At 70.6% G+C, this 18,948-nt stretch carries 15 protein-coding genes; 10 read left to right on the top strand and 5 right to left on the bottom strand.

Going from position 1 to position 18,948, the window contains the following annotated elements:
- Positions 1 to 22 precede the first annotated feature (22 nt).
- Positions 23 to 505 carry a hypothetical protein gene (locus AB0J16_RS21965; RefSeq protein WP_358542175.1) on the top strand — a complete coding sequence of 161 codons (483 nt, stop codon included), beginning with the start codon at positions 23 to 25 and terminating at the stop codon, positions 503 to 505.
- A complete protein-coding gene (locus AB0J16_RS21960; RefSeq protein WP_358542173.1) occupies positions 502 to 3,156 on the top strand; it encodes a M48 family metalloprotease in 2,655 nt (884 codons plus the stop codon). The genes AB0J16_RS21965 and AB0J16_RS21960 overlap by 4 nt, the downstream gene beginning before the upstream one ends.
- On the opposite strand, the gene AB0J16_RS21955 is transcribed toward AB0J16_RS21960, so the two are convergent.
- The 4 genes from AB0J16_RS21955 to AB0J16_RS21940 all read right to left on the bottom strand — a co-directional run bounded on the left by AB0J16_RS21955 (position 3,153) and on the right by AB0J16_RS21940 (position 6,618).
- On the bottom strand, positions 3,153 to 3,803 hold the full coding sequence (locus AB0J16_RS21955) for a hypothetical protein (protein WP_358542170.1): 651 nt from the start codon (positions 3,801 to 3,803) through the stop codon (positions 3,153 to 3,155). The genes AB0J16_RS21960 and AB0J16_RS21955 overlap by 4 nt on opposite strands.
- Before the next feature lie 120 nt (positions 3,804 to 3,923).
- A complete protein-coding gene (locus AB0J16_RS21950) occupies positions 3,924 to 4,649 on the bottom strand; it encodes a WYL domain-containing protein (RefSeq protein ID WP_358542168.1) in 726 nt (241 codons plus the stop codon).
- Positions 4,650 to 4,685: 36 nt separating this feature from the next.
- On the bottom strand, positions 4,686 to 5,675 hold the full coding sequence (locus tag AB0J16_RS21945; RefSeq protein ID WP_358542166.1) for an alpha/beta hydrolase fold domain-containing protein: 990 nt from the start codon (positions 5,673 to 5,675) through the stop codon (positions 4,686 to 4,688).
- A 43-nt stretch (positions 5,676 to 5,718) separates the two neighbouring features.
- Positions 5,719 to 6,618 carry a LysR family transcriptional regulator gene (locus tag AB0J16_RS21940; protein WP_358542164.1) on the bottom strand — a complete coding sequence of 300 codons (900 nt, stop codon included), beginning with the start codon at positions 6,616 to 6,618 and terminating at the stop codon, positions 5,719 to 5,721.
- 46 nt (positions 6,619 to 6,664) lie between these two features.
- Between AB0J16_RS21940 and AB0J16_RS21935 the strand changes: the two genes are divergently transcribed.
- The 3 genes from AB0J16_RS21935 to AB0J16_RS21925 all read left to right on the top strand — a co-directional run bounded on the left by AB0J16_RS21935 (position 6,665) and on the right by AB0J16_RS21925 (position 9,124).
- Positions 6,665 to 7,963, top strand: coding sequence for an MFS transporter (locus AB0J16_RS21935; RefSeq protein WP_358542162.1), 1,299 nt, complete (start codon positions 6,665 to 6,667; stop codon positions 7,961 to 7,963).
- Between the two features lie 155 nt (positions 7,964 to 8,118).
- The gene (locus AB0J16_RS21930; protein ID WP_358542279.1) at positions 8,119 to 8,544 is read left to right on the top strand and encodes a VOC family protein; all 426 of its coding nucleotides are present in this window, start codon (positions 8,119 to 8,121) and stop codon (positions 8,542 to 8,544) included.
- A 73-nt stretch (positions 8,545 to 8,617) separates the two neighbouring features.
- Positions 8,618 to 9,124 carry a pyridoxamine 5'-phosphate oxidase family protein gene (locus tag AB0J16_RS21925; protein ID WP_358542160.1) on the top strand — a complete coding sequence of 169 codons (507 nt, stop codon included), beginning with the start codon at positions 8,618 to 8,620 and terminating at the stop codon, positions 9,122 to 9,124.
- A 51-nt stretch (positions 9,125 to 9,175) separates the two neighbouring features.
- Here the strand turns inward: AB0J16_RS21925 and AB0J16_RS21920 are convergent, their stop codons facing one another.
- Entirely contained in the window at positions 9,176 to 10,132 is a 957-nt protein-coding gene (locus AB0J16_RS21920) for a cyclase family protein (protein ID WP_358542158.1), read from the bottom strand.
- A gap of 128 nt (positions 10,133 to 10,260) precedes the next feature.
- On the opposite strand from AB0J16_RS21920, the gene AB0J16_RS21915 reads away from it, so the two are divergent.
- The 5 genes from AB0J16_RS21915 to AB0J16_RS21895 all read left to right on the top strand — a co-directional run bounded on the left by AB0J16_RS21915 (position 10,261) and on the right by AB0J16_RS21895 (position 18,918).
- Positions 10,261 to 13,095, top strand: a complete 2,835-nt coding sequence (locus AB0J16_RS21915) for a BTAD domain-containing putative transcriptional regulator (RefSeq protein ID WP_358542155.1) — start codon at positions 10,261 to 10,263, stop codon at positions 13,093 to 13,095.
- A gap of 168 nt (positions 13,096 to 13,263) precedes the next feature.
- A complete protein-coding gene (locus tag AB0J16_RS21910) occupies positions 13,264 to 14,646 on the top strand; it encodes an FAD-dependent monooxygenase (protein WP_358542152.1) in 1,383 nt (460 codons plus the stop codon).
- A 127-nt stretch (positions 14,647 to 14,773) separates the two neighbouring features.
- Positions 14,774 to 15,109 carry a hypothetical protein gene (locus AB0J16_RS21905; RefSeq protein ID WP_358542151.1) on the top strand — a complete coding sequence of 112 codons (336 nt, stop codon included), beginning with the start codon at positions 14,774 to 14,776 and terminating at the stop codon, positions 15,107 to 15,109.
- A 103-nt stretch (positions 15,110 to 15,212) separates the two neighbouring features.
- Positions 15,213 to 18,116: a BTAD domain-containing putative transcriptional regulator gene (locus tag AB0J16_RS21900; RefSeq protein ID WP_358542148.1), complete on the top strand. Its 2,904-nt coding sequence runs from the start codon at positions 15,213 to 15,215 to the stop codon at positions 18,114 to 18,116.
- A 256-nt stretch (positions 18,117 to 18,372) separates the two neighbouring features.
- Entirely contained in the window at positions 18,373 to 18,918 is a 546-nt protein-coding gene (locus tag AB0J16_RS21895; protein WP_358542146.1) for an FAD-dependent oxidoreductase, read from the top strand.
- Positions 18,919 to 18,948 lie beyond the last annotated feature (30 nt).

Genomic DNA, 18,948 nt, shown 5'->3' with positions numbered 1-18,948 from the left:
CATTCATTCGGTAAGGACGGATATGGCGTTGGAATCGGAGAACGGGGCCGTTCGTCGCTTCGACGACATCGCTCGCGCCATTGTCGCCGAGGCCGCCCCCAAAGAGGCGGAATACTTTCCGGCGATCGCCCAGGCCACCCGGAGAAACCCCCGGCGAGCCTTCCGCGGCGGCGGTGACGACCTTCTCGGGTTCTCGCTCGCGGACGCGGTGACGCTCCTGACGCCCATCGTCCTGACCGTCCTGACCGGCGCGGCGACCAACACGCTCACGCAGGCCGTCGAACGTACCTCGAAACAGGTCTCCAAGAGCGTGCGGAACAAGCTCTTCCCTTCGCGCCCGGCGCCGATCGCCGGCTCTGAGACCGTTGTTCCCGTTCTCGACCCCGCTCAGGTGAAGGAGACCGCGCAAGCGGTCGAGGAGATCGCGCTCGCGCTGGGCGTGGACAAGGCCACCGCCCTCCGCCTGCGACAGGCGACCTTCGGCCACTTGTCGGGCGAGAGGTGACCACGGCGGGGGAGATGGTGTCAGGCCGCAGGCTGAATCCGTTCACGCTGCCGTCGTCGACTACGTCCCGGTTCCTCATCCTGATCACCGCGACGATCGCCTGCTCCCTCTATCTCGCCCTGTTCCTGTTCGAGCTCCGGCTACGCGTCGCCTATCTGCCCGAGCACGTCCGGCACGCGGAGTGCCTGTCCTCGCTGCGCTCCGGCGTGGGCTCGGTCGAACCGACCCTCCTTGTGGACAGGTACGGCGAGTGCGCCGCGGCAGTGACGGCGGGCGAGGCACTCCTGCCGATCGGGTCGCTCGTCGTGCCCGCGCTGTTCGCCCTGCTGCTCTACGCGCTTCACCCGCTGTGGGCCTTCCGCCGCGGACTCATGGCCCTCGCGGAGGTGAGTGACGGCGAAGCCCACGCGAACCTGGTACGTACGTTCACCGCCATCGCCGAGGAGGAGGCTCCCGGCAAGAACGTCCGGTTGCTGGTGGATCCGGGAAGGGGAGAAGTCACCGGACGCGCGCTCGGCCTGCCGCGACGCCACATGGTGGTGCTGAGCATGGGGCTGGTCCTCGCGCACGCGACGACGCCCGCTGTTACCGAGGCGGTCCTGCGGCACGAACTGGCGCACATTCGCAACCGCGACGTCGGTATCGCGCACTTCACGGTGGCGATCTGGTGGTCGTTCCTGCTGACGGCCTGCGTGCCCGCGTTGGTCGCCACGGCGATCTGGGTTCCCGGCGGTCTGCTTACGCAGTGCGCCAGGCTGGCGGTGATGACCCTGGTGCTGTGGCTGGCCAGGACCGCGGTACTTCGCGCCCGCGAGCATCACGCGGACGTCAGGGCGGGCGACACCGCCGAACGACAGGAGACGATGGCCGCGGCGATCGAGACCGCCTCGTCGAACCGGCGCTACCCGGGGCCGCTGCGCTTCTTCACCAGCCATCCCGCCCGGCGCTATCGCCTGGACGTACTGAACGAGCCGGGCCGGCTCCTGCGCCTGGACCAGTGGGAGATGTTCAGCGCGGGCTCGCTGGCGGGCCTGGGTTTCGCACCCGTCTACCACTCCTATTCCCAGCTCGACACCGAGGGGGTGATCGAGGCCCGCTACTTCATGCCCGGGCTCATGTTCGGGCTGCTCATCTCGGGCGTCCTCGTCGTGGCCGTCTGGAGGGCGAGCACCGGGCGGCTCGCGGGACATGGTTCGCGGATGAGTCTGTGGTGGGCCTCGGCCAGCTTCACGGTGGGCGTCATCGCCGGCCAGTACGCGGCCATGATCCGCGCGGAGGTGTGGATCTGGACCCTCGCCTTCGCGAACCCGCTGATCGGACTCACCTACTGTCTCGTGCTTCTGCTGATCATCAGGGCGTTCCTCTCCTGGGCCAAGGCCTGCTCCTCGGCCTGGCTGGCCGGCTCCACCCACCCTCGGACGATCACCCTGGCGGCCGTGGTGGTGTCGGCGGTGGTGATCGGTCCGTGGCTGGGTTTCTGGTTCTATGGCATCGCCGCTGTCGTCCAGGCCGGTGTCACGTGGGACCTGCTGGTGGTGACGCTGGTGACGATGGTCAGATATACCCCACTGGTGCTCACCATCGCGCTGGCCTGCGCCTACCTAGTGGCGGCCGGGACGCGAGCGCGGCCGGCACCGGGGAGCGGCCTGCGGCTTCATCTAGACGACGCCGCGCCCGTCCCGCTCCAGCGCCTGTCCGCCCACCTCGTACGGGCATTCCTGCCGTTCGCCGTGGCCTGCTGCCTCATGGCGGTAGGCGGTTTCGCGCTGCAACCCATGCTCACCGTGGCCAGCCGGCAGAGGGGTACGGGGCAGTTCCTCGAGGCCGTCTACGTGACCATGGGCGTGGCCGTGGGCCTGCTGGCGCTGGCCGCGCTGGCGGCCGGGATCCTGGTCGGCGGTCGCGGCTCGGGAGCGTGGGCCGTGGCTCATGCGGGGATCATGCTTCTGACGGCGGCCGTTCCGATGGCCCTGGTGATCCTCGGCCATGTCGCCGTAGCCGAATGCGGGTGGGAGCGGGCGGGCGCCTGCTTCGCGCAGGGCGCACCGCTCCAGGTGACGATCGGCAACTACGCCACCCTCACGTACACGTACGCGATCTACCCCGGTCTTCTGCTCGCCGGGTGCGGCAGCCTCCTCAGAGCCCGGAGGCGACCGCCTGTCTCAGAACCGCGTCGCAGCGTCAACCGCCCGGTCGTGGCGAGCGCGACGATCGTGATGACGCTCGCCCTGGCGGCCGGCGTCTACGGCGCCCTGCTGAACTGGCGGCTGACCGTCGGGGCCATCCCCGCGGCGCGCATGACCTGGCAGCGGGCGGTCATGGAGGCGGCCGACCAGCCGATCAAGCCGGGCTCGGTTCCGCAGCTCGACGCCTGTCGCCACGCATTGGGCGTGTTCGCCAGCCCGGGAGTGCGCGACGCGCTCAACACCGACCAGCGCTACTACGTGCTGGCGGCCGGGCTCATCAACCATGTCGCCTCGTCCGACGACCCCGCCCTGCGGGCGATGGCCCAGGCCGGATACGTCTGGCTGGACAGGGGTCGCGCGGACATGGTCACCAAAGTAGTCACCAGAGTGCTGCACTACTGCGTACTCGTCGGGGGCGAACACCAGGTCGATCTGCGGACAAGCGTCGTTCCGCGGACAAGCTAGGCCAGGCACGCCCTGACGCCGTACCGGACGCCGGTGTTGAACGCGTTGATCCGTTCGGTGGCGCTGCCGTGATCGCGGGGGTTCGTCCACGGCGTGTCACCCGACAGCCCCCGCAGCGTCGCCGCGATCTCTCGGCTGTCGCCCCGCTCCCACGTGAGTGTGCCGTCCCTCGACGCCCCCGCGAGTGCCGCCCCTCCCATGCAGTCCGCCTGCAGTTCGACCTGCGGCACCAGATATCCGGGCGGCATACGATTTTGGATGGAGTGGCTCCATTCGTGGGAGATGACCTGGTAGACGAGCCCGTCGCCGTAGGTGTAGCTCATCCTCATCAGGTTGATGTCCCAGGCGATGAAATGCTGGGTCGTGCAGTAGGAGGCGTTGTAGGGCAGCATCTTGTATCCCGAGCACGCGGGCCGGTTCGGGCTGCGCCCGTCGTAGGAGCCCAGGACGCGGGGCGGCGAATATCTGCCGGGGAAATAGTCGGACCAGTGATCCGACCAGAATCGATTGACCGCGTAGACGGCCGTCCCGATGTCCTCCTGGAGGCCGTCGGCTTTCACCCCCGCCTCGGCTCCGTTCGCGCCTCCTCCGCCGATCCATGTGACGGCGAGAATGGTCACCACGGCCAGTCGTAAACGCGCTGACATGGAGCCCCCAGTTTGTTGGTTCGCTTTCGCCAGGCTCCGAACGATAAACGCGCGCATACGCTGCGAATAGTCTCCGCTACGGAAACATCACCGTCGTCTTCGGGCGGGCGAGGGCCTGGATCACGAGGGCGTCGTACTCCGGCTGAGGGTCCGTAGCGTTTCGGCCCGCCGGACGCGTTCGGCCAGCGTGTGGTCCAAGGATGGCACCGTACGGGCTGGGCAGGGCTCGTCCCGCAGTTCGGCGGCAAGGATGCGATCCAGGCGGAAGCCTCGTCCAGCTCGGCGGCTGCGGCACCAGCCGATCAGATACCACGAGCCCGAGGCGGTGAGCAGGCCGCCCGGCTCCACCTCGCGCTCGCTTTCCCGCCCCGCCGAGTCGGCGTATCGGATCCAGACCACTCGCCGACGGGCCACCGCCTGCTCAACCACCGGAAGTACGCCTGAGGCGGTGCGGGCGGGCAGCACATGGATGCGTTCGGTCAGGGCGCGCACTTCCTCCACGGCGGACTCGCTCAGTGCGGCCGCTAGCTTGCGCATGGCGGCCGGCCCCGCGGCCGAGAACGGCGTCGTCTGCTCGGCCCCGGCCAGCGCCGCGGCCACCGCCAGCGCCTCCGCGGCGGTGAGGTTGATCGGCGGCAGAGCGGTGTCGCGGTCGATGAACCAGCCCCCGCGCGGCCCGGCCTCCGCACGTACTGGCACCCTGGCCTCCATCAGCGCCTGTAGATCGCGCTGGATGGTACGCCGCGACACCCCGAACCGGTCCGCCAGCCAGCCCACGGTGCGCGGCCGGGGCGCGGTCGCGCGCAGCTCGTCTACCAGGGCATAGAGGCGTTCGGTACGGTTCATCGCGTCATCGGGTCACAGGCACGGACGCGTACCAGGTTAGGCCAGACATCTGCGTAGGAACTCCTCCTGGGCCGCCAACTCCCGCTGGGCCAGCGTCGTGGGATGCAAGGTGAACCCGTGCCAGCCCTCCTCCGCCACCACCAGTTCGGCCGCGTTGCCCGCCGCCGCCCAGCGGGCCGCCATGAACAGTGTGTCGTCGAGCAGGGGATCGGCTGTTCCCACCGTGAACCGCGCGAGCGGCAGACCACGCAAGTCGCCATAGAGGGGTGAGATGTCAGGGTCGAGTCGTTTGTCGGGCGACAGTCCCGGAAACTGCTTGCTCCGGAACCATTCCAGGATCGGCCTGTTGATCAGCCGGTTTCGATCGCCCGACGCGCGGCCGCTGGGTGTGCCGTGACCCACGTCGTAGCCGCCGAAGGAGAGCTGCGCGGCCAGGAACGCCTCGGCGGGTGCCACGCCGTACCGGTCACGCAGCCGCAGAAGCGTGGTGACGGCCAGCCGCGCGCCGCCCGACTCGCCGCCGATGAGCAACCGCCGCGTGCCGAACTCGGCGGCGGAGTTCGCCACCAGCCAGAGCGCCGCCTGCTCGGCGTCGTCGTTGCCCGCCGGGTAAGGATGCTCCGGGGCCAGCCGGTACTCGACGCTGAGCACCGCCACACCGCAGTTGGCGGCCACATCGCGAAGGCGCGGATCCTGCCCGTCCGCCGAGCCGATCACCCCGCCGCCGCCGTGGAAGTGCAGGAACACGCCCTCCGGTGTGCGCCCGTCCGGAGGGAGGAAGGCCCGGAGCCGGAGCCGGCCGCCGTCGGAGGTGGTCACGGTCCGCCAACTCGCCTCGGGAACCGTCGCGAGGGTGGGGAACCCGCCTCCGCCCGCGCGCTGAAACTCACGAGCCGCCACGGGGTCGTCCTGGACATGCAGCGGCACCTGGCCGTCGAGCAGCTTCTCCATGCGGTCATTGACGGCACGGGTCTCAGCCAACTCGTCGAGATCCAGGCCGAGCAGATGAATTGTGGGTACGTTCATGCGGCCAACCATGCCGCCACGCCGCGACACCCTTATGTCACGGTCAACGCGTGATGTCGCTCACAGCCTTCTTCAAGGGGCGCTCGTCGAGAGTGGTGCGCAGGGCGGTGATGAAGGCGGTGGTGGCGGGCGGGTCGGGTGGCTCGCCGAACGCCGCCAGGTGGATCCGGCGCCGCGCGGCGGCCAGCTCGGTGGCCTTGACTCCGTCCGCGTGGTGGGTGCGCAGAGCCAGTCCCGGCATGGTGGTGACGCCCAGCCCGGCGGCGACGAAGGCCTGCTGGACGAGGATGTCGTCGCTGCTGTAGGCGATGCGGGGGGTGAACCCGGCGTCCTCGCAGATCCGGACGAGGTCGCCGCGGCAGTTCGGGCACCCGGCGATCCAGGCCGAGTCCCGGTGGTCGGTGAGGGTCTGCCCGGGCTCGCGGCTGAGCAGGTACACCGGGTCGTCGAGCAGGTAGGAGTAGCGGATGCCGTCGTCCGGCATCGTGTCCTCGTACGAGAACATGATGGCCAGGTCAGCCGATCCCTCGCGCAGCATCCGGCGGGCGGCCGTGGGATGGGCGTCGCCGAGGTGCAGTTCGATGTTCGGGTACGACTCGCGCAGAGCCACGGCCGCCGGGGGGACCAGGACGCTCAGGGCGGAGCTGAAGGCGACGATTCGGACCCGGCCGGTGCGCAGCCCGAGCTGGGCGGCCAGTTCGGCGTCGGCGGCGTCGACCCGGCCGACGATCTCCGTGGCCCGGCGGGCGAGCAGTTCTCCTTCGGGGGTGAGCCGGATGCCGCGCCCCACGCGCTGGATGAGCCTGGCGCCGGTCGCCGTCTCCAGTCGCGCCAGGTGGTGGCTGATCGAAGGCTGCGAGTAGTGCAGGGCCTTGGCGGCTTCGGTGACCGAGCCGTGGGCGGCGACCGCGGCCAGGACGCGCAGCCGGACGATATCGAGCATTCATCAAGGGTATCTATGGATTTTCGCCAATAGTGGCATTAGACGCATGTGGCACCTCATGGGCAGACTCGGCGGTGAGATCACCTGGAGGGTCGCCGATATGTACACGTACCGGGAACTGTTCCGCACGCCCGAGTTCACGCCGCTGTTCGCGGCCTCGTGCGCGCAGGTGGCCTCGACCACGCTGAACGGGCTGGCGCTCGCCACGCTGGTGTACGCCCGTACGGACTCGGCGCTGCTGGCGGCGCTGGGCATGTTCGGGCCGTCGTTCGCCGAGTTGGCCGGCGCCACCCTGCTGCTGTCGGTGGCCGACCGGGTGCGGCCGCGTACGGCGCTGACACTGACCGCGCTCGCCGGCGGCGCGGCCAGCGCGGCGCTGGCCGCGCCGGGCATGCCGTTGTGGGCGATGTTCGCGGTCATCCTCGCGCTGGGCCTGGTCAACTCGATCGGCAGTGGCGTCCGGTACGGGCTGCTCAGCGACATCGTGCCGCCGGACGGGTACGTGCTCGGCCGCTCGGTGCTCAACATCTCGGTCGGCGCGATGCAGATCGCCGGGTTCGCGGTCGGTGGCGTCCTGCTGGCAGTGGTGTCGCCGCGCATGACGCTGGCCATCGGTGCGGCGCTGGCTTTCGTCGCCGCGCTGGTGCTGCGGTGCGGGCTCGGCGCCCGGCCGGCGCGGTCGGTCGGGCGTCCGTCCGTCGCGGCCACCTGGCGGGTCAATCGTCACCTGCTGTCCACGCGTGCCCGCCGGGCCGTCTATCTGTCGATGTGGGTGCCCAACGGGCTGGTGGTGGGCTGCGAGGCGCTGTTCGTACCGTACGCGCCGGGGGCGGCTGCCGTATTGTTCGTGGCAGCGGCGCTGGGGATGCTGTTCGGCGATCTGGCGGCCGGGCGGTTCGTGCCGCCGGGGGCGCGAGGGCGGTTCGTCACCCCGTTGCGGTTCCTGCTCGCGGCTCCGTACCTGCTGTTCGCGCTGCCGCTCGGCACGCCGGTCTTGGCCGGCGCCGCGGCGGTGGCCTCGGTCGGCTTCGCCTCCACGCTGCTGCTGCAGGAGCGCCTGATCGCGCTGACCGGCGAGGACGTCCGCGGCCAGGCACTGGGCCTGCACGTCAGCGGAATGAAGGCGATGCAGGCGATCGGCGCCACGCTGGCCGGCCTGATCGCGCAGTACGTACCCGCGGGCGCGGCGATGGGCCTGATGGCCGTGGCGGCGCTCGCCGTCACCGCGGCCCTCAGCCCAGGTCTGCGGCTGTCGGATCCGGTTCAGTCGCTCCGTCGGACCAGCCCGGCTGACGGCTCCACGCCGGTTGAATCGCGCAGGCCTTCCTTAGATCACGCCGCGTAACAGGTGAAATCGGTGCCGTCCGGGTCCAGAAGCAGGAGCCAGAACTCAGCACGCTTCGCAGCGTCGAGAACGTGGTGCTGGCTCCGTCCCAGGTACACCAGTGGCCACAACGGGCCGCGCAACGAAGAAGGAGAACCACCATGACGCTCCAGCGGATGGACAACGTCGGCATTGTCGTCGACAACCTTGAGGCGGCCATTGCGTTCTTCGTAGAACTCGGCATGGAGTTGGAGGGCAAAGGGCAGATCGAGGGCCTCTGGGCGGACCGCACCGTCGGACTCGACGGCGTCCGCTGCGACATCGCGATGATGCGGACCCCAGACGGCTACGGCCGGCTGGAACTGGCGAAATACCTCACCCCCGCGGCGATCGGCGCCACACCGCACAACCCGCCGCACAACACGCTGGGCATGCATCGTGTCATGTTCGCCGTCGACGACATCGAGGACGTCGTTGCCCGCCTGCGCACTCACGGCGCCGAACTCATCGGTGAGCTGGCCCAGTACGAGGACAGCTACCGGCTCTGCTACGTCCGCGGCCCCGAGGGGATCATCGTCGCGCTGGGCGAGCAGCTCAGCTGACAGCCCGTCGCGGCCGACCTGCGACCAACCAGAACGATCCGTTGGACGGACCAAGAAAACGACAATGAAAGAGATGACCGTGCGATCGAACGAAGTCACCGAGGTTCTGAACCGACCGATCAGCCAGGAACTGCTGGCCCGCGACCTGACCCGCTTGGCCTACGTCGCCAACGATGGCACGCCCCGTAATGTCCCGATCGCGTTCGCCTGGAACGGCTCGGAGATCGTCATGTGCACGGCGAAGAACGCGCCGAAGCTCCTGGCCCTACGCAACAACCCGATGGTCGCCCTGACGATCGACACCGAGGTGCACCCGCCCAAGATCTTGCTCATCCGGGGCCGGGCCGAGCTGGACTTCGTCGATGGCATCCCGGACGAGTATCTCCAGGAGACCAGCACCTATGAGATGACGCCCGAGCAACGGGTTGTGTGGGAGGCGGAGGTGCGTTCGCTCTACCACGACGGCATGGTCCGGATCGTCGTGACCCCGACGTGGGCGAAGCTGATCGACTTCGAGACGACCCTGCCGAGCGCGGTCGAGGAACTGCTCCGACAGCGGGAGGAGCGTCAGCGCGGCTGAGCGGGGGAGGGGGCGGCCAGACAGTGGCATCGCCCCCCTCGTGAACCGGGGTCAGAATGTCGCGATCGGGTTGACTGGGCTGCCGGACGTACCGGCGAAGCGGACCGGCGCGACCGCGAGGTGGAAGTCCCACTGGCCGAGCTCGGCGGCCGTCGTCGCGCACGCCTCCAGGTCGCAGTTGTCGAGCAGCCACAGACCCATCGCGACGAGGCTCACGGCGTGAACCGGCATCAACACGTCTTCGTACCCCGACGGCTGAACGTCCTGGGGGGTGTCAGCGCCGATCAGCGCCACTCCCCGTTCATGCAGCCACGGCAGGCAGGACGCGTGCCAGCCGGCCTGCGTGAAACCGCCGGCCGCACCGGCCTCGTGCCGGACGCGGCCGTAGCCGGTCCGCAGGAGTACCGCATCGCCCGATCGCACCCGCACACCCTGGCGACGCTCGGCCTCCTCGAGGTCGTCGGGATACACACCCTGACCCGGTTCCAGCCACGGCACATCGCGGACCCTCGCGATGTCCAGCAGGACGCCACGCGTGATGATCCCGTTCGCCGCCGCGGTGACGGCCGCCCACGCCGATCCCGTCGCGGCGTCGACCAGCGAGTGCGACCGCCCGTTGTACATCGTGCCGTCCCAGAAGATGTGACACGGCGAGTCGATGTGGGTGACGGTGTTGCCGTGGAACATGATGCCGAGCCGCTCGTTCGAGAAGCCCCAGCGCCGGTCGTTGTGGAATGCGGGCACCGGCATGTTCTCGGCACCCGGCATGTCGGCGGCGCACGGGCACGCCGTCGTCGACCGCTCCATGTCTTCCGGTACGGCGACCTCCCACGCGCACGACACACTCCTGCCGTGGCGCACGGCCCGAGCCGCCGCCAGCCGGACGTCGTCGGTGATGTGGTTCAGGGTGCCGAGCTCGTCGTCGTCGCCCCACCGTCCCCAGTTCGACAGCGTGTTGAAGTACCCGAGCACGTCGTCCTGTGTGGGCATCGGTCGCTCTGCCGTCATCCCAGCATCAACTCCTCCGGTCACGTGGTTCGAGGCAGCGCAGGAGCCGCCCGACACGCGAGTTTTGCGGCGCTTCAGGATGCGGAAGATATTCTCACAGCGCGTTTGGTGCGGCGGGAGGTCTGCTGGTGAGCGTGGTGGCCGAGGACGTGAGATTCGGTGTTCTCGGGCCGCTCCGGGCCGAGGTCGGCGGTCGCCCGGCAGGGCTTGGCGGACCTCGCCAGCGGGCCGTGCTGGCGCTGCTGCTGATCGCGCGGGGCAGGAGCGTCTCGGCGGAGCGGATCCTGTCCGAAGTGTGGGAGGGTTCGCGACCTCCCTCCCTGACGACACTCCATGGATACGTCGCCGATCTGCGCAGGACCCTGGAGCCGGAAAGAGCGCCCGGCGCCCCGGCCCGGTTGCTGGTGCGTGAGGGGCCCGGATACGCCCTTCGGGCAGTACCCGCCGCGGTTGACGCCGAGCGCTTCACCGATCTGGCCGCTCGTGGCCGGCGCGCGCTGGACGGTGGCGAGCCGAGACTCGCCGCCGACCTGCTCGGACAGGCGCTCGCGCTGTGGCGAGGTCCGGCCTATGCCGACTTCGGCGGAGCCGCCTTCGCGGTGCCCGACGCGACCCGGCTGGAGGATCTGCGGGCCACCATCCGCGAGGACTGGCTCGCGGCCGTCATCGCGTCGGGGGAGCACGCCGCCGCCGTGGGCGAGCTGGAGGCGGTGATCGCCGAGCAACCGCTGCGGGAGCGCGGCTGGGAGCTGCTCGTCCTCGCCTTATACCGGTCAGGACGGCAGGCCGACGCGCTCGCCACCCTTCGAGCGGTACGCGGAAGGCTGGCCGACGAACTGGGCATCGACCCGGGACGCGGCCTGCGCGACCTGGAGGCGGCCGTACTCGCCCAGGACCCGCGGCTGGCCCCGGTGCCGGCTGAGCCCACCCGCATGTCATACCCTCCGGCCGCGGCTTCGGCGCAGCCTTCGGGCAATCTGCCGTTCGCACTGTCCAGCTTCGTCGGCCGCGGCGGCGACCTCACGGCCATCGCGTCCCTGCTGGACGGGCACCGGCTGGTCACGCTCACCGGCCCGGGCGGGGTCGGCAAGACCCGCCTGGCCTTGGAGGTCGCACGCGCCCGTACCGACGCCGACGGGCCCTGGCTCGTGGAACTGGCCGGTCTGCACGCACCCGAACTGCTCACCGGGACCATGGCCGCCGCCCTTGGGCTGCCCACCGCGGCGTCCCCCGATCAGCTGGCCGGGATGATCGCCGACCGTGACATGCTGATCGTCCTGGACAACTGCGAGCATCTGCTGGTCCCCGCCGCCATGCTGGTCCACACCCTGCTGACCCGCTGCGGCACCGTACGGATGCTGTGCACCAGCCGCGAACCCCTGGGCATCTCGGGTGAGACGGTCTACGAAGTACCGCCGCTGGATGCCGCCACGGAGGCCGCGGACCTGTTCCTGCGCCGTGCGGCGGCCGTCTCGCCCGGCTGGGCGGCCGAGCCGGGCGACAGGGAAAGGATCGCCGCCCTGTGCGTACGGCTCGACGGCATCCCGCTGGCCATCGAACTCGCCGCCGCGCAGAGCCGGGCGCTGTCCGTGGCCCAGATAGCCGATGCCGTAGCGGACCGCTTCACCTTGCTGGTGGACGGATCAGCCGGACGGCCGGATCGTCATCGCACGCTACTGGACACGGTCGCCTGGAGCGATCAACTGCTGCAGCCGGCCGAACGCCGGCTCTTCCACCGGCTCGGCGTGTTCGAAGCCGGCTTCGACCTGGAGGCGGCCGCCGCTGTGGGAGGGGTCGATCCCGTCCTGGCGCCGCTGCTGGGGTTGGTCCGCAAATCGCTGGTCACCGCGGAAACCGGCACGGCGCCACGCCGCTACCGGATGCTGGAGACCTTGCGCCAGTACGCCCTGGCCTCGCTCTCCGCCGATGAGCTGGCCCGGGCACGGGAACGCCACCGCGCCTGGGTTCTGGCCCGGGCCGAGAACGCCGAACGTCATCTCCGCGGCCCGCAGGGAGCGGCGTTGCTGAACGGGCTGACCCGCGATCAGGCTGAGTTCCGGGCCGCGTTCGCCTCGTCGCTGGCGGCAGGTGACGGCGAGTACGCGCTACGGCTGGGCGGCGCGCTGTTCTGGTTCTGGTTCCGCATGGGTCATGTCGCGGAGGGCCTGGCCTGGCTGTCCGAGGCGTTCGCGGCGGCCCCGCGAGCCGGCGCGGATGTGCGGGCGCGTGCCCGGTTCGCGGTCGTGGGACTGCACTACCTGGCCGGACAGCCGCCACAGGCGTACCAGGCGGCCCGTTCGGCGATGGGGGAGGCCCGTCAGGCGGGCGACCCGGTGACGGAGGCGCTCGCGACCGCGTACGCCGCCTACCTGGGGCTGCTGACCGGGGCGGCGCTCGACGCCGAGGCTCTCGCCCGCGAGGCCGTCGAGGTGGCCCGGCGCAGCGGCCTGGACTGGCTGGAAGCGGAAACGCTCATGATCCAGGGCATGGTCCTGCGGCTGCTGGGGGATCTGCCGGGCGCCGACAGCGTCTTCCAGAAGGCCATCGGCGCCGCTCGCGCCAGTGGCCACGACTGGGCGGCGGACGGGGCGGCCTGGTGCGAGATGAAGACGGCCTCGGACCGCGGGGACGGCGCTCGGGCACTGGCCATCGCGGCGGACATCCTGGCCACGATGGACCGTTACGGAGACATCTCCTTCTGGCTGGTGACGGTGCACAGCGCGGCCCGCGCCCTCGCGCTGACCGGGCAGGCCGAGCACGCGGCCGTGCTCATGGGGGCCGTGGAGGCCATTGGCAAGCGAGCCGGCGTCTCCCCGGAGCTGATGGACCCGTTGGACGGGCCGCGCGAGGCCGCCGCCGTACGCGGGGCACTTCCGCCGCAGGAGTACGAACGTCACGCGGCCCACGGGCGCGCGATGTCCCGGCGGGACGCGAGCGCCCTGCTCACCTCACTCATTCGCTGATCGGGGCGTTCCAAGTGAGCCTTGGAAGTCGCTGGGAAAGCCGGTTCCCACCGGCCTCGAAGCAGGCCGGCCCACTCTCGTTGTTGTGAACGCGGCGCCGCCTGGTCCGGGCGGCCGAACAACGAGGTGAATCATGATCAAGCGGATGATCCGTACTGCGGTGGCGCCATGACAAGCATCGGACACCCGCCTACCGGACACGCCGTCGTCGCGGGAGCGGGGATCGGCGGGCTCCTGGCGGCCAGGGTGCTGCGCGAGACGTTCGACCGGGTCACGGTGATCGACCGCGACGCATTGCCCGTCCAGGGTGTCCCCCGGCGGGGTGTGCCGCAGGGGCATCACGCGCACGGGCTGCTGTCCCGGGGCTGCGAGATCCTCGAGGAGCTGTTCCCCGGGCTGCCCGCGGACCTGGTCGCCGCGGGCGCCACCGCCTGCGACATCCAGGACGACGTCCGCTGGTACAACGACGGCCGGCTGCTGCACCCCGCGCCTTCGCGGCTGCGCGGCCTGACGGTGAGCCGGCCGGAACTCGAACGGTACCTGCGGTCCCGCGTCGCGAATCTTCCCGGCGTGATGATCCACGAACGCTGCGAGGTGGTCGAGCCGATCGCCGGCGGGGACGGCGCGGTCACCGGAGTACGCCTCCAGCGTTCGGGGCACCGGCCCGAGGACATGGCGGCCGATCTCGTGGTGAACGCCGTGGGCCGGGGAAACCGGGGCGCGGAGTGGCTGCGCCGGCTGGGATACGAGCCCGCGCCGGAGGAACGTGTCGACTCCGGGCTGCAGTACGTCTCGCGTGAGTACCGCCGGCGGCCGGGCGACGCCGACTTCGCCGCCATGGTGGTGGGGCACAGCGCGTCGGTCCCCAGGGGTGGGGTCGCACTCAGCGGCGAGGGAGACCGCTGGCTCGTCACCCTGTTCGGCATGGGCGACGACGTCCCACCCGTCGACCCGGACGGGTACCACGGGTTCGCCGCCCGGCTTCCGGTCCCGGACCTGCACCGCCTCCTGGAGCGCCTGGAACCGCTGGGGGAGCCGCGGCGGATGCGCATTCCCGTGAGCATCCGGCGCCGCTACGAACGGATGGGCCGTTTCCCCGAGGGCTATGTGGTGTTCGGCGATGCCCTGTGCCAGTTCAATCCCAGCTACGGGCAGGGCATGACGGTGGCCGCCTGCGAGGCCGTCGCCCTGCGTGAGTGCTTGGCGGACGGCCGGCGCGACGGCCTGGCCCGCCGCTTCTTCGAGCGGGCGGCGCGGATCATCGACGTGCCCTGGGACCTGTCGGTCGGTGGTGATCTGCGGTTCCCGTCCGTCGAGGCGCCACGCCCGCTGCGCGTGAAGCTGCTCAACCGCTACATCGCCCGCCTCCACGTGGCCGCGGCAGCGGACCCGGTGGTCGGGCACGCCTTCCTGAGCGTCGCCAACCTGCAGGCCCCTCCACAGCTCCTGTTGTCGCCCGGTGTCCTGGCCCGCGTGCTCCGGCCGCGGTCCGGCGGCGGCCCGGGACACCTCCGACTTCCGGCCCGGGAGCAGATCCCGGCCGGTCAATGAAGTCGCGGCTCATCCCGAGCCTCGGCATCCGAAACCCGAGTCGGGGCTCATCCCGAGCCTCGGCATCCGAAACCTGAGTCGGGGCTCATTCCGAGCCTCGGCATCCGAAACCCGAAAGGACATCATCATGTTCAAGAACATCACCGCGGGCATCATCCTGGCGACCGCCGTGGCCGGTGGGCTGACGGCCATCGCGGCTCCGGCCTCGGCGGCGACGGCCGGCGCGGGCAACGCGGTCTGGGTCGAGCCCGGCGCCACCAGATCCTTCCTGGTCATGTGCCCTTCGTACGCCCCCACGATGCTGACCGGGACGATCAAGATCACCGCCGTCACCGGAGTGTCGGTCTCGACCAGCCTGGACACGGACTCCGATGCTTTCAGCCGCGACATGCTCACGGTGACGGCCACGAACGGAGACGCCGTCCGCCGGTACGTCTCGGTCACGGCCACCTGCTCGAGCTGACCGTCTCCACAGCCGCACCAGGCACCCGTTCCCGCCCCTTCCTGGGCCGCAGCCCTTCGATTACTCTCGCAGGAGATCTTCATAACGTGCGAGAGGGAGGCCGATGGGTGGGGTCGCTCCCGATATCGTGCGGTTCGGGGTGCTCGGTCCGCTCCGGGCCGAGCTGGCGGGACAGGCGGTCGGCCTGGGGGGTCTACGACAGCGGGCAATCCTCGCTGTCCTGCTGATCGCCGGGGGCAGGATGGTCTCCGCCGAGCGGATCACGTCCCAGGCGTGGGAAGGCTCACCACCCTCCTCACCGACGACCCTCCACGCGTACATCTCCCAGCTGCGCCGGGCCCTGGAGCCGGAACGCCCGGCCGGCGCTCCGCCCCGGCTGCTGGTCCGTGAGGGGATGGGGTACGCGCTGCGGACGGATCCGGCCGCGGTGGACGCCGAGCGCTTCGCCGACCTCGCCATGGCGGGGCGGCGGGCGTTGGACGGCGGCAGACCGGGCCCCGCCGTGGAAGTGCTCACCGAGGCGCTGGAGCTGTGGCGTGGTCCCGCCTACGCGGACTTCGGCGGGGCCGGTTTCGCCTTCACGGAAGCGGCCCGGCTGGAGGACCTGCGTGCGGCCGCGTACGAGGACCGGCTGGCCGCCACCATCGACCTGGGCAGGCACGCCGCGGCGGTCGGCGAGCTGGAGGCCCTGGTGGCCGAGCAACCGCTGCGCGAACGCGGCTGGGAGCTGCTCGTCCTCGCCCTGTACCGGTCTGGGCGGCAAGCTGATGCGATGGCGGCGCTGCGCACGGCACGGCGACGGCTCGCTGACGAGCTGGGCATCGACCCCGGACCCGCGTTATGCGACCTGGAGTCCGCGGTGCTCGCCCAGGACCCCCGGCTCGACCCGCCGCCCGCCCGCTCCGCCGGAACCGCCGGCGCTCACGTCGGCGGCGCCACTCCCGCCGCTACCGGGCCCCGCACCGCCTCCGTCGCCTCTGACAACCGTCCGGCGGCGGCGCCCGCCGGTAACCTGCCGTTCGCCTTGTCCAGCCTCGTCGGACGTACAGACGACATCGCCACCGTGGAGCGTCTGCTGACCGAGTACCGGCTGGTCACCCTCACCGGCCCGGGCGGAGTGGGCAAGACCCGCCTCGCGCTGGAGACGGCCAGAGCCCGTACCGACAGCACCGACGGGCCGTGGCTGGTCGAACTGGCCGGCCTCACCTCACCCGAGCTGCTGCCCGCCACGATCGGCACCGCCGTCGGCATCCCCGGGGCATCCTCGGCCGAAGACCTGTCGGCTGTGCTCGCCGGACGGCGGCTGCTGCTGGTCCTCGACAACTGCGAACACCTGCTGGACGCGGTCACCACCCTGACCGGTGTGCTGCTGAGCCGCTGCGGCGGCCTGCGAGTGCTGGCCACCAGCCGCGAAGCGCTGGGCGTCGAGGGCGAGGCGGTCTACGAGGTACGGCCGCTCGACCCTGACGGCGATGGCGCCGAACTCTTCCGGGAACGAGCTGCCGAGCTGTCCACATGGTCCCCCGACGTGGACGACCTCGACCGGATCCCCGGGCTCTGCGCCGGCCTCGACGGCATTCCGCTCGCCATCGAACTGGCCGCCGCGCAATGCCGGATGCTCTCCATCGGCCAGATCGCCGACGCCTTGGAAAACCGCTTCGGCATCCTGGTCGGCGGCCCTCTCGACCTGCCCGCCCGGCATCGTGCGCTGGAGTCCACGATCGCCTGGAGCCACCGGCTGCTCGAACCCGAAGAACGGCGGCTCTTCCACCGGCTGAGCGTGTTCGCCGCCGGGTTCGACCTCGACGCCGCCGGCGTGGTCGGAGGCCAGACTCCCGTGCTGCCTCCCTTGTCGGCCCTGGTCCGCAAGTCGCTGGTCGGTGTCGAGCCCGGGACCGCTCCACGCCGCTACCGGTTGCTGGAGACGCTGCGTCAGTACGCGCTGCGCGAACTCGACCTGGACGACCTCGCGCGGACCCAGCAACGGCACCGTGCCTGGGTCCTGGCCCAGGCGGAGAGCGCCGAGCGCAGGCTCCACGGCCCTCAGGCGGCCGTGCTGCTGGGCCGGCTGACCCGGGAGCAGCCGGAGTTCCGCGCCGCCTTCGCCTCCGCGCTGGCCGCCGGTGACGGCGACTACGCGCTGCGATTGGGCGGAGCCCTGTACTGGTTCTGGTACCGCATGGGCCACATCGCCGAAGGCCTGTCCTGGATGTCGAAGGCTTTCGCCGCGGCGCCGCACGCCGAGCCGGCGGTCCGGGGGAGGGCCCGGCTCGCCGTCAGCGGGCTCAGCTATCTGGCCGGGAATCCGGTGCGGGCGTACGAGTCCGTCGTGCTGGCGGAGCAGGAGGCACGGGAGGCCGGTGACCTGGTGGTCGAGGCTTCCGCGCGGGTCTACCAGACGCACTTCGGCGTACTCGCCGGAATGCCCGTTGACGCTCCGGCGCTCGCCCGCAGCGCGGTCGAACTCGCCCGGCGGGCCGGCGAGGACTGGCTGGTGGCCGAGGCGCTGATGGTTCAGGGCACGCTCGCCCGCGTTCTAGGAGATCTTCCGGCCGCTGCCGCGATCCTGGCCGAAGCCATCACGACTGCTGACTCCTGCGGCCACGACTGGGCGGCCGGCTCCGCCGCGTGGGCCGCCATGAAGACCGCGTGCGATCGTGGTGACGGCCGGCGTGCTCTGGAGATCGCCGCCGGCATCCTGAACGCGCTCGACCGTCACCAGGACGTCACCTCCAGGCTTGTGCTCATCCACACCGCCGCCCACGCCCTCGTACTGACCGGGCAGGCCGAGCAGGCAGCCGTGCTGATGGGCGGTGTGGCGGCGGTCGGCCGCCGGGTGGGCTTCTCCCCCGAGTTGATGGACCCGATGGACGGCCCCCGCGAGGCCGCCGCCGTACGCGAAGCCCTCCCGCAGGACGAGTACGAACGCCTGACGGCCCGGGGACGCGAACTGTCCCTGGCGAAACTGACCACCCTCCTGGTGAGCCTGCTCACGATCCGCTCATAGGTGGGCCGGCAGCCTGTCCAGCGGCCGCGCGGGTCAGGGCAACCGCGCCGGCAGGCCGCGCGGGTTGACCTTCGCGACGATCAGCGCCGGGGCCGTGGATGTCTTCACGGTGGCGAGCGCCAGGTCGAGCTCCGCCGCAGTGTCGACGGAGTGGGTGGGACCGGACGCCGAGGCTGTTGGCCAGCTTGACGAAGTCCCATTGGTTGAGCAGGACGTGGGGCTTCGGTGGCACCCTGGGATCGCTGAAGTAGTGCGAATGGAGGCCCACACGGCGCCGCACAGGAACCCGTCGCGGCCCTTGACCGGCAGGTTCCAATACATCATCAGAACCGCCTACACGATGTTCAAGGCCTGCATCGGCAAGGGCTTCGGCGTCTCCGAGTGTGACAACTACAGCGTCAACGCCACCTCAGGTATCGAGGTGGTGCACGACCGCGTGCCAGGGCTGTTTCCGCAGCGCGAATACCTGCGGCGTCTGCCGTTCGAGGGGCACAACACTTCCGGATGCAGGTACCGGACGTTGCTCGTCGAACCGCCCATCTTCATACCCAGGCTGGAACGCGACCTGAGGGCGCGCGGCGTCACGTTCGTGAATCGGAGATTCATCAACAGCGCGGACGTGCTCACGTCCTTGACGCAGAAGGTGATCATCAACTGCACCGGGCTCGGCGCGAAGGAGCTGTGGAACGACTCCGAAATGCTCTCACTCAGAGGACAGCTCGCGATGTTGCGGCCGCAGCTCAACATCCACCACCCGCGCAACGAGCGCCTGGTCGATCCGAGGTTGTCGATCTCCACCTGACCCAGAGCGGTGGGCGTGACCGGGGTGGAC

Source organism: Nonomuraea sp. NPDC049750 (assembly GCF_040659625.1).
Taxonomy (GTDB): Bacteria; Actinomycetota; Actinomycetes; order Streptosporangiales; family Streptosporangiaceae; genus Nonomuraea.
This window is presented reverse-complemented; position numbering and strand designations above follow the sequence as displayed.

Coding starts and splice junctions, on each gene's coding strand:
- AB0J16_RS21955 (WP_358542170.1), bottom strand. CDS start 3,803: ATGTCAGCGCGTTTACGACTGGCCGTGGTGACCATTCTCGCCGTCACA.
- AB0J16_RS21905 (WP_358542151.1), top strand. CDS start 14,774: ATGTTCAAGAACATCACCGCGGGCATCATCCTGGCGACCGCCGTGGCC.
- AB0J16_RS21965 (WP_358542175.1), top strand. CDS start 23: ATGGCGTTGGAATCGGAGAACGGGGCCGTTCGTCGCTTCGACGACATC.
- AB0J16_RS21910 (WP_358542152.1), top strand. CDS start 13,264: ATGACAAGCATCGGACACCCGCCTACCGGACACGCCGTCGTCGCGGGA.
- AB0J16_RS21940 (WP_358542164.1), bottom strand. CDS start 6,618: ATGCTCGATATCGTCCGGCTGCGCGTCCTGGCCGCGGTCGCCGCCCAC.
- AB0J16_RS21945 (WP_358542166.1), bottom strand. CDS start 5,675: ATGAACGTACCCACAATTCATCTGCTCGGCCTGGATCTCGACGAGTTG.
- AB0J16_RS21920 (WP_358542158.1), bottom strand. CDS start 10,132: ATGACGGCAGAGCGACCGATGCCCACACAGGACGACGTGCTCGGGTAC.
- AB0J16_RS21950 (WP_358542168.1), bottom strand. CDS start 4,649: ATGAACCGTACCGAACGCCTCTATGCCCTGGTAGACGAGCTGCGCGCG.
- AB0J16_RS21935 (WP_358542162.1), top strand. CDS start 6,665: ATGTGGCACCTCATGGGCAGACTCGGCGGTGAGATCACCTGGAGGGTC.
- AB0J16_RS21900 (WP_358542148.1), top strand. CDS start 15,213: ATGGGTGGGGTCGCTCCCGATATCGTGCGGTTCGGGGTGCTCGGTCCG.
- AB0J16_RS21925 (WP_358542160.1), top strand. CDS start 8,618: ATGACCGTGCGATCGAACGAAGTCACCGAGGTTCTGAACCGACCGATC.
- AB0J16_RS21930 (WP_358542279.1), top strand. CDS start 8,119: ATGGACAACGTCGGCATTGTCGTCGACAACCTTGAGGCGGCCATTGCG.
- AB0J16_RS21895 (WP_358542146.1), top strand. CDS start 18,373: ATGGAGGCCCACACGGCGCCGCACAGGAACCCGTCGCGGCCCTTGACC.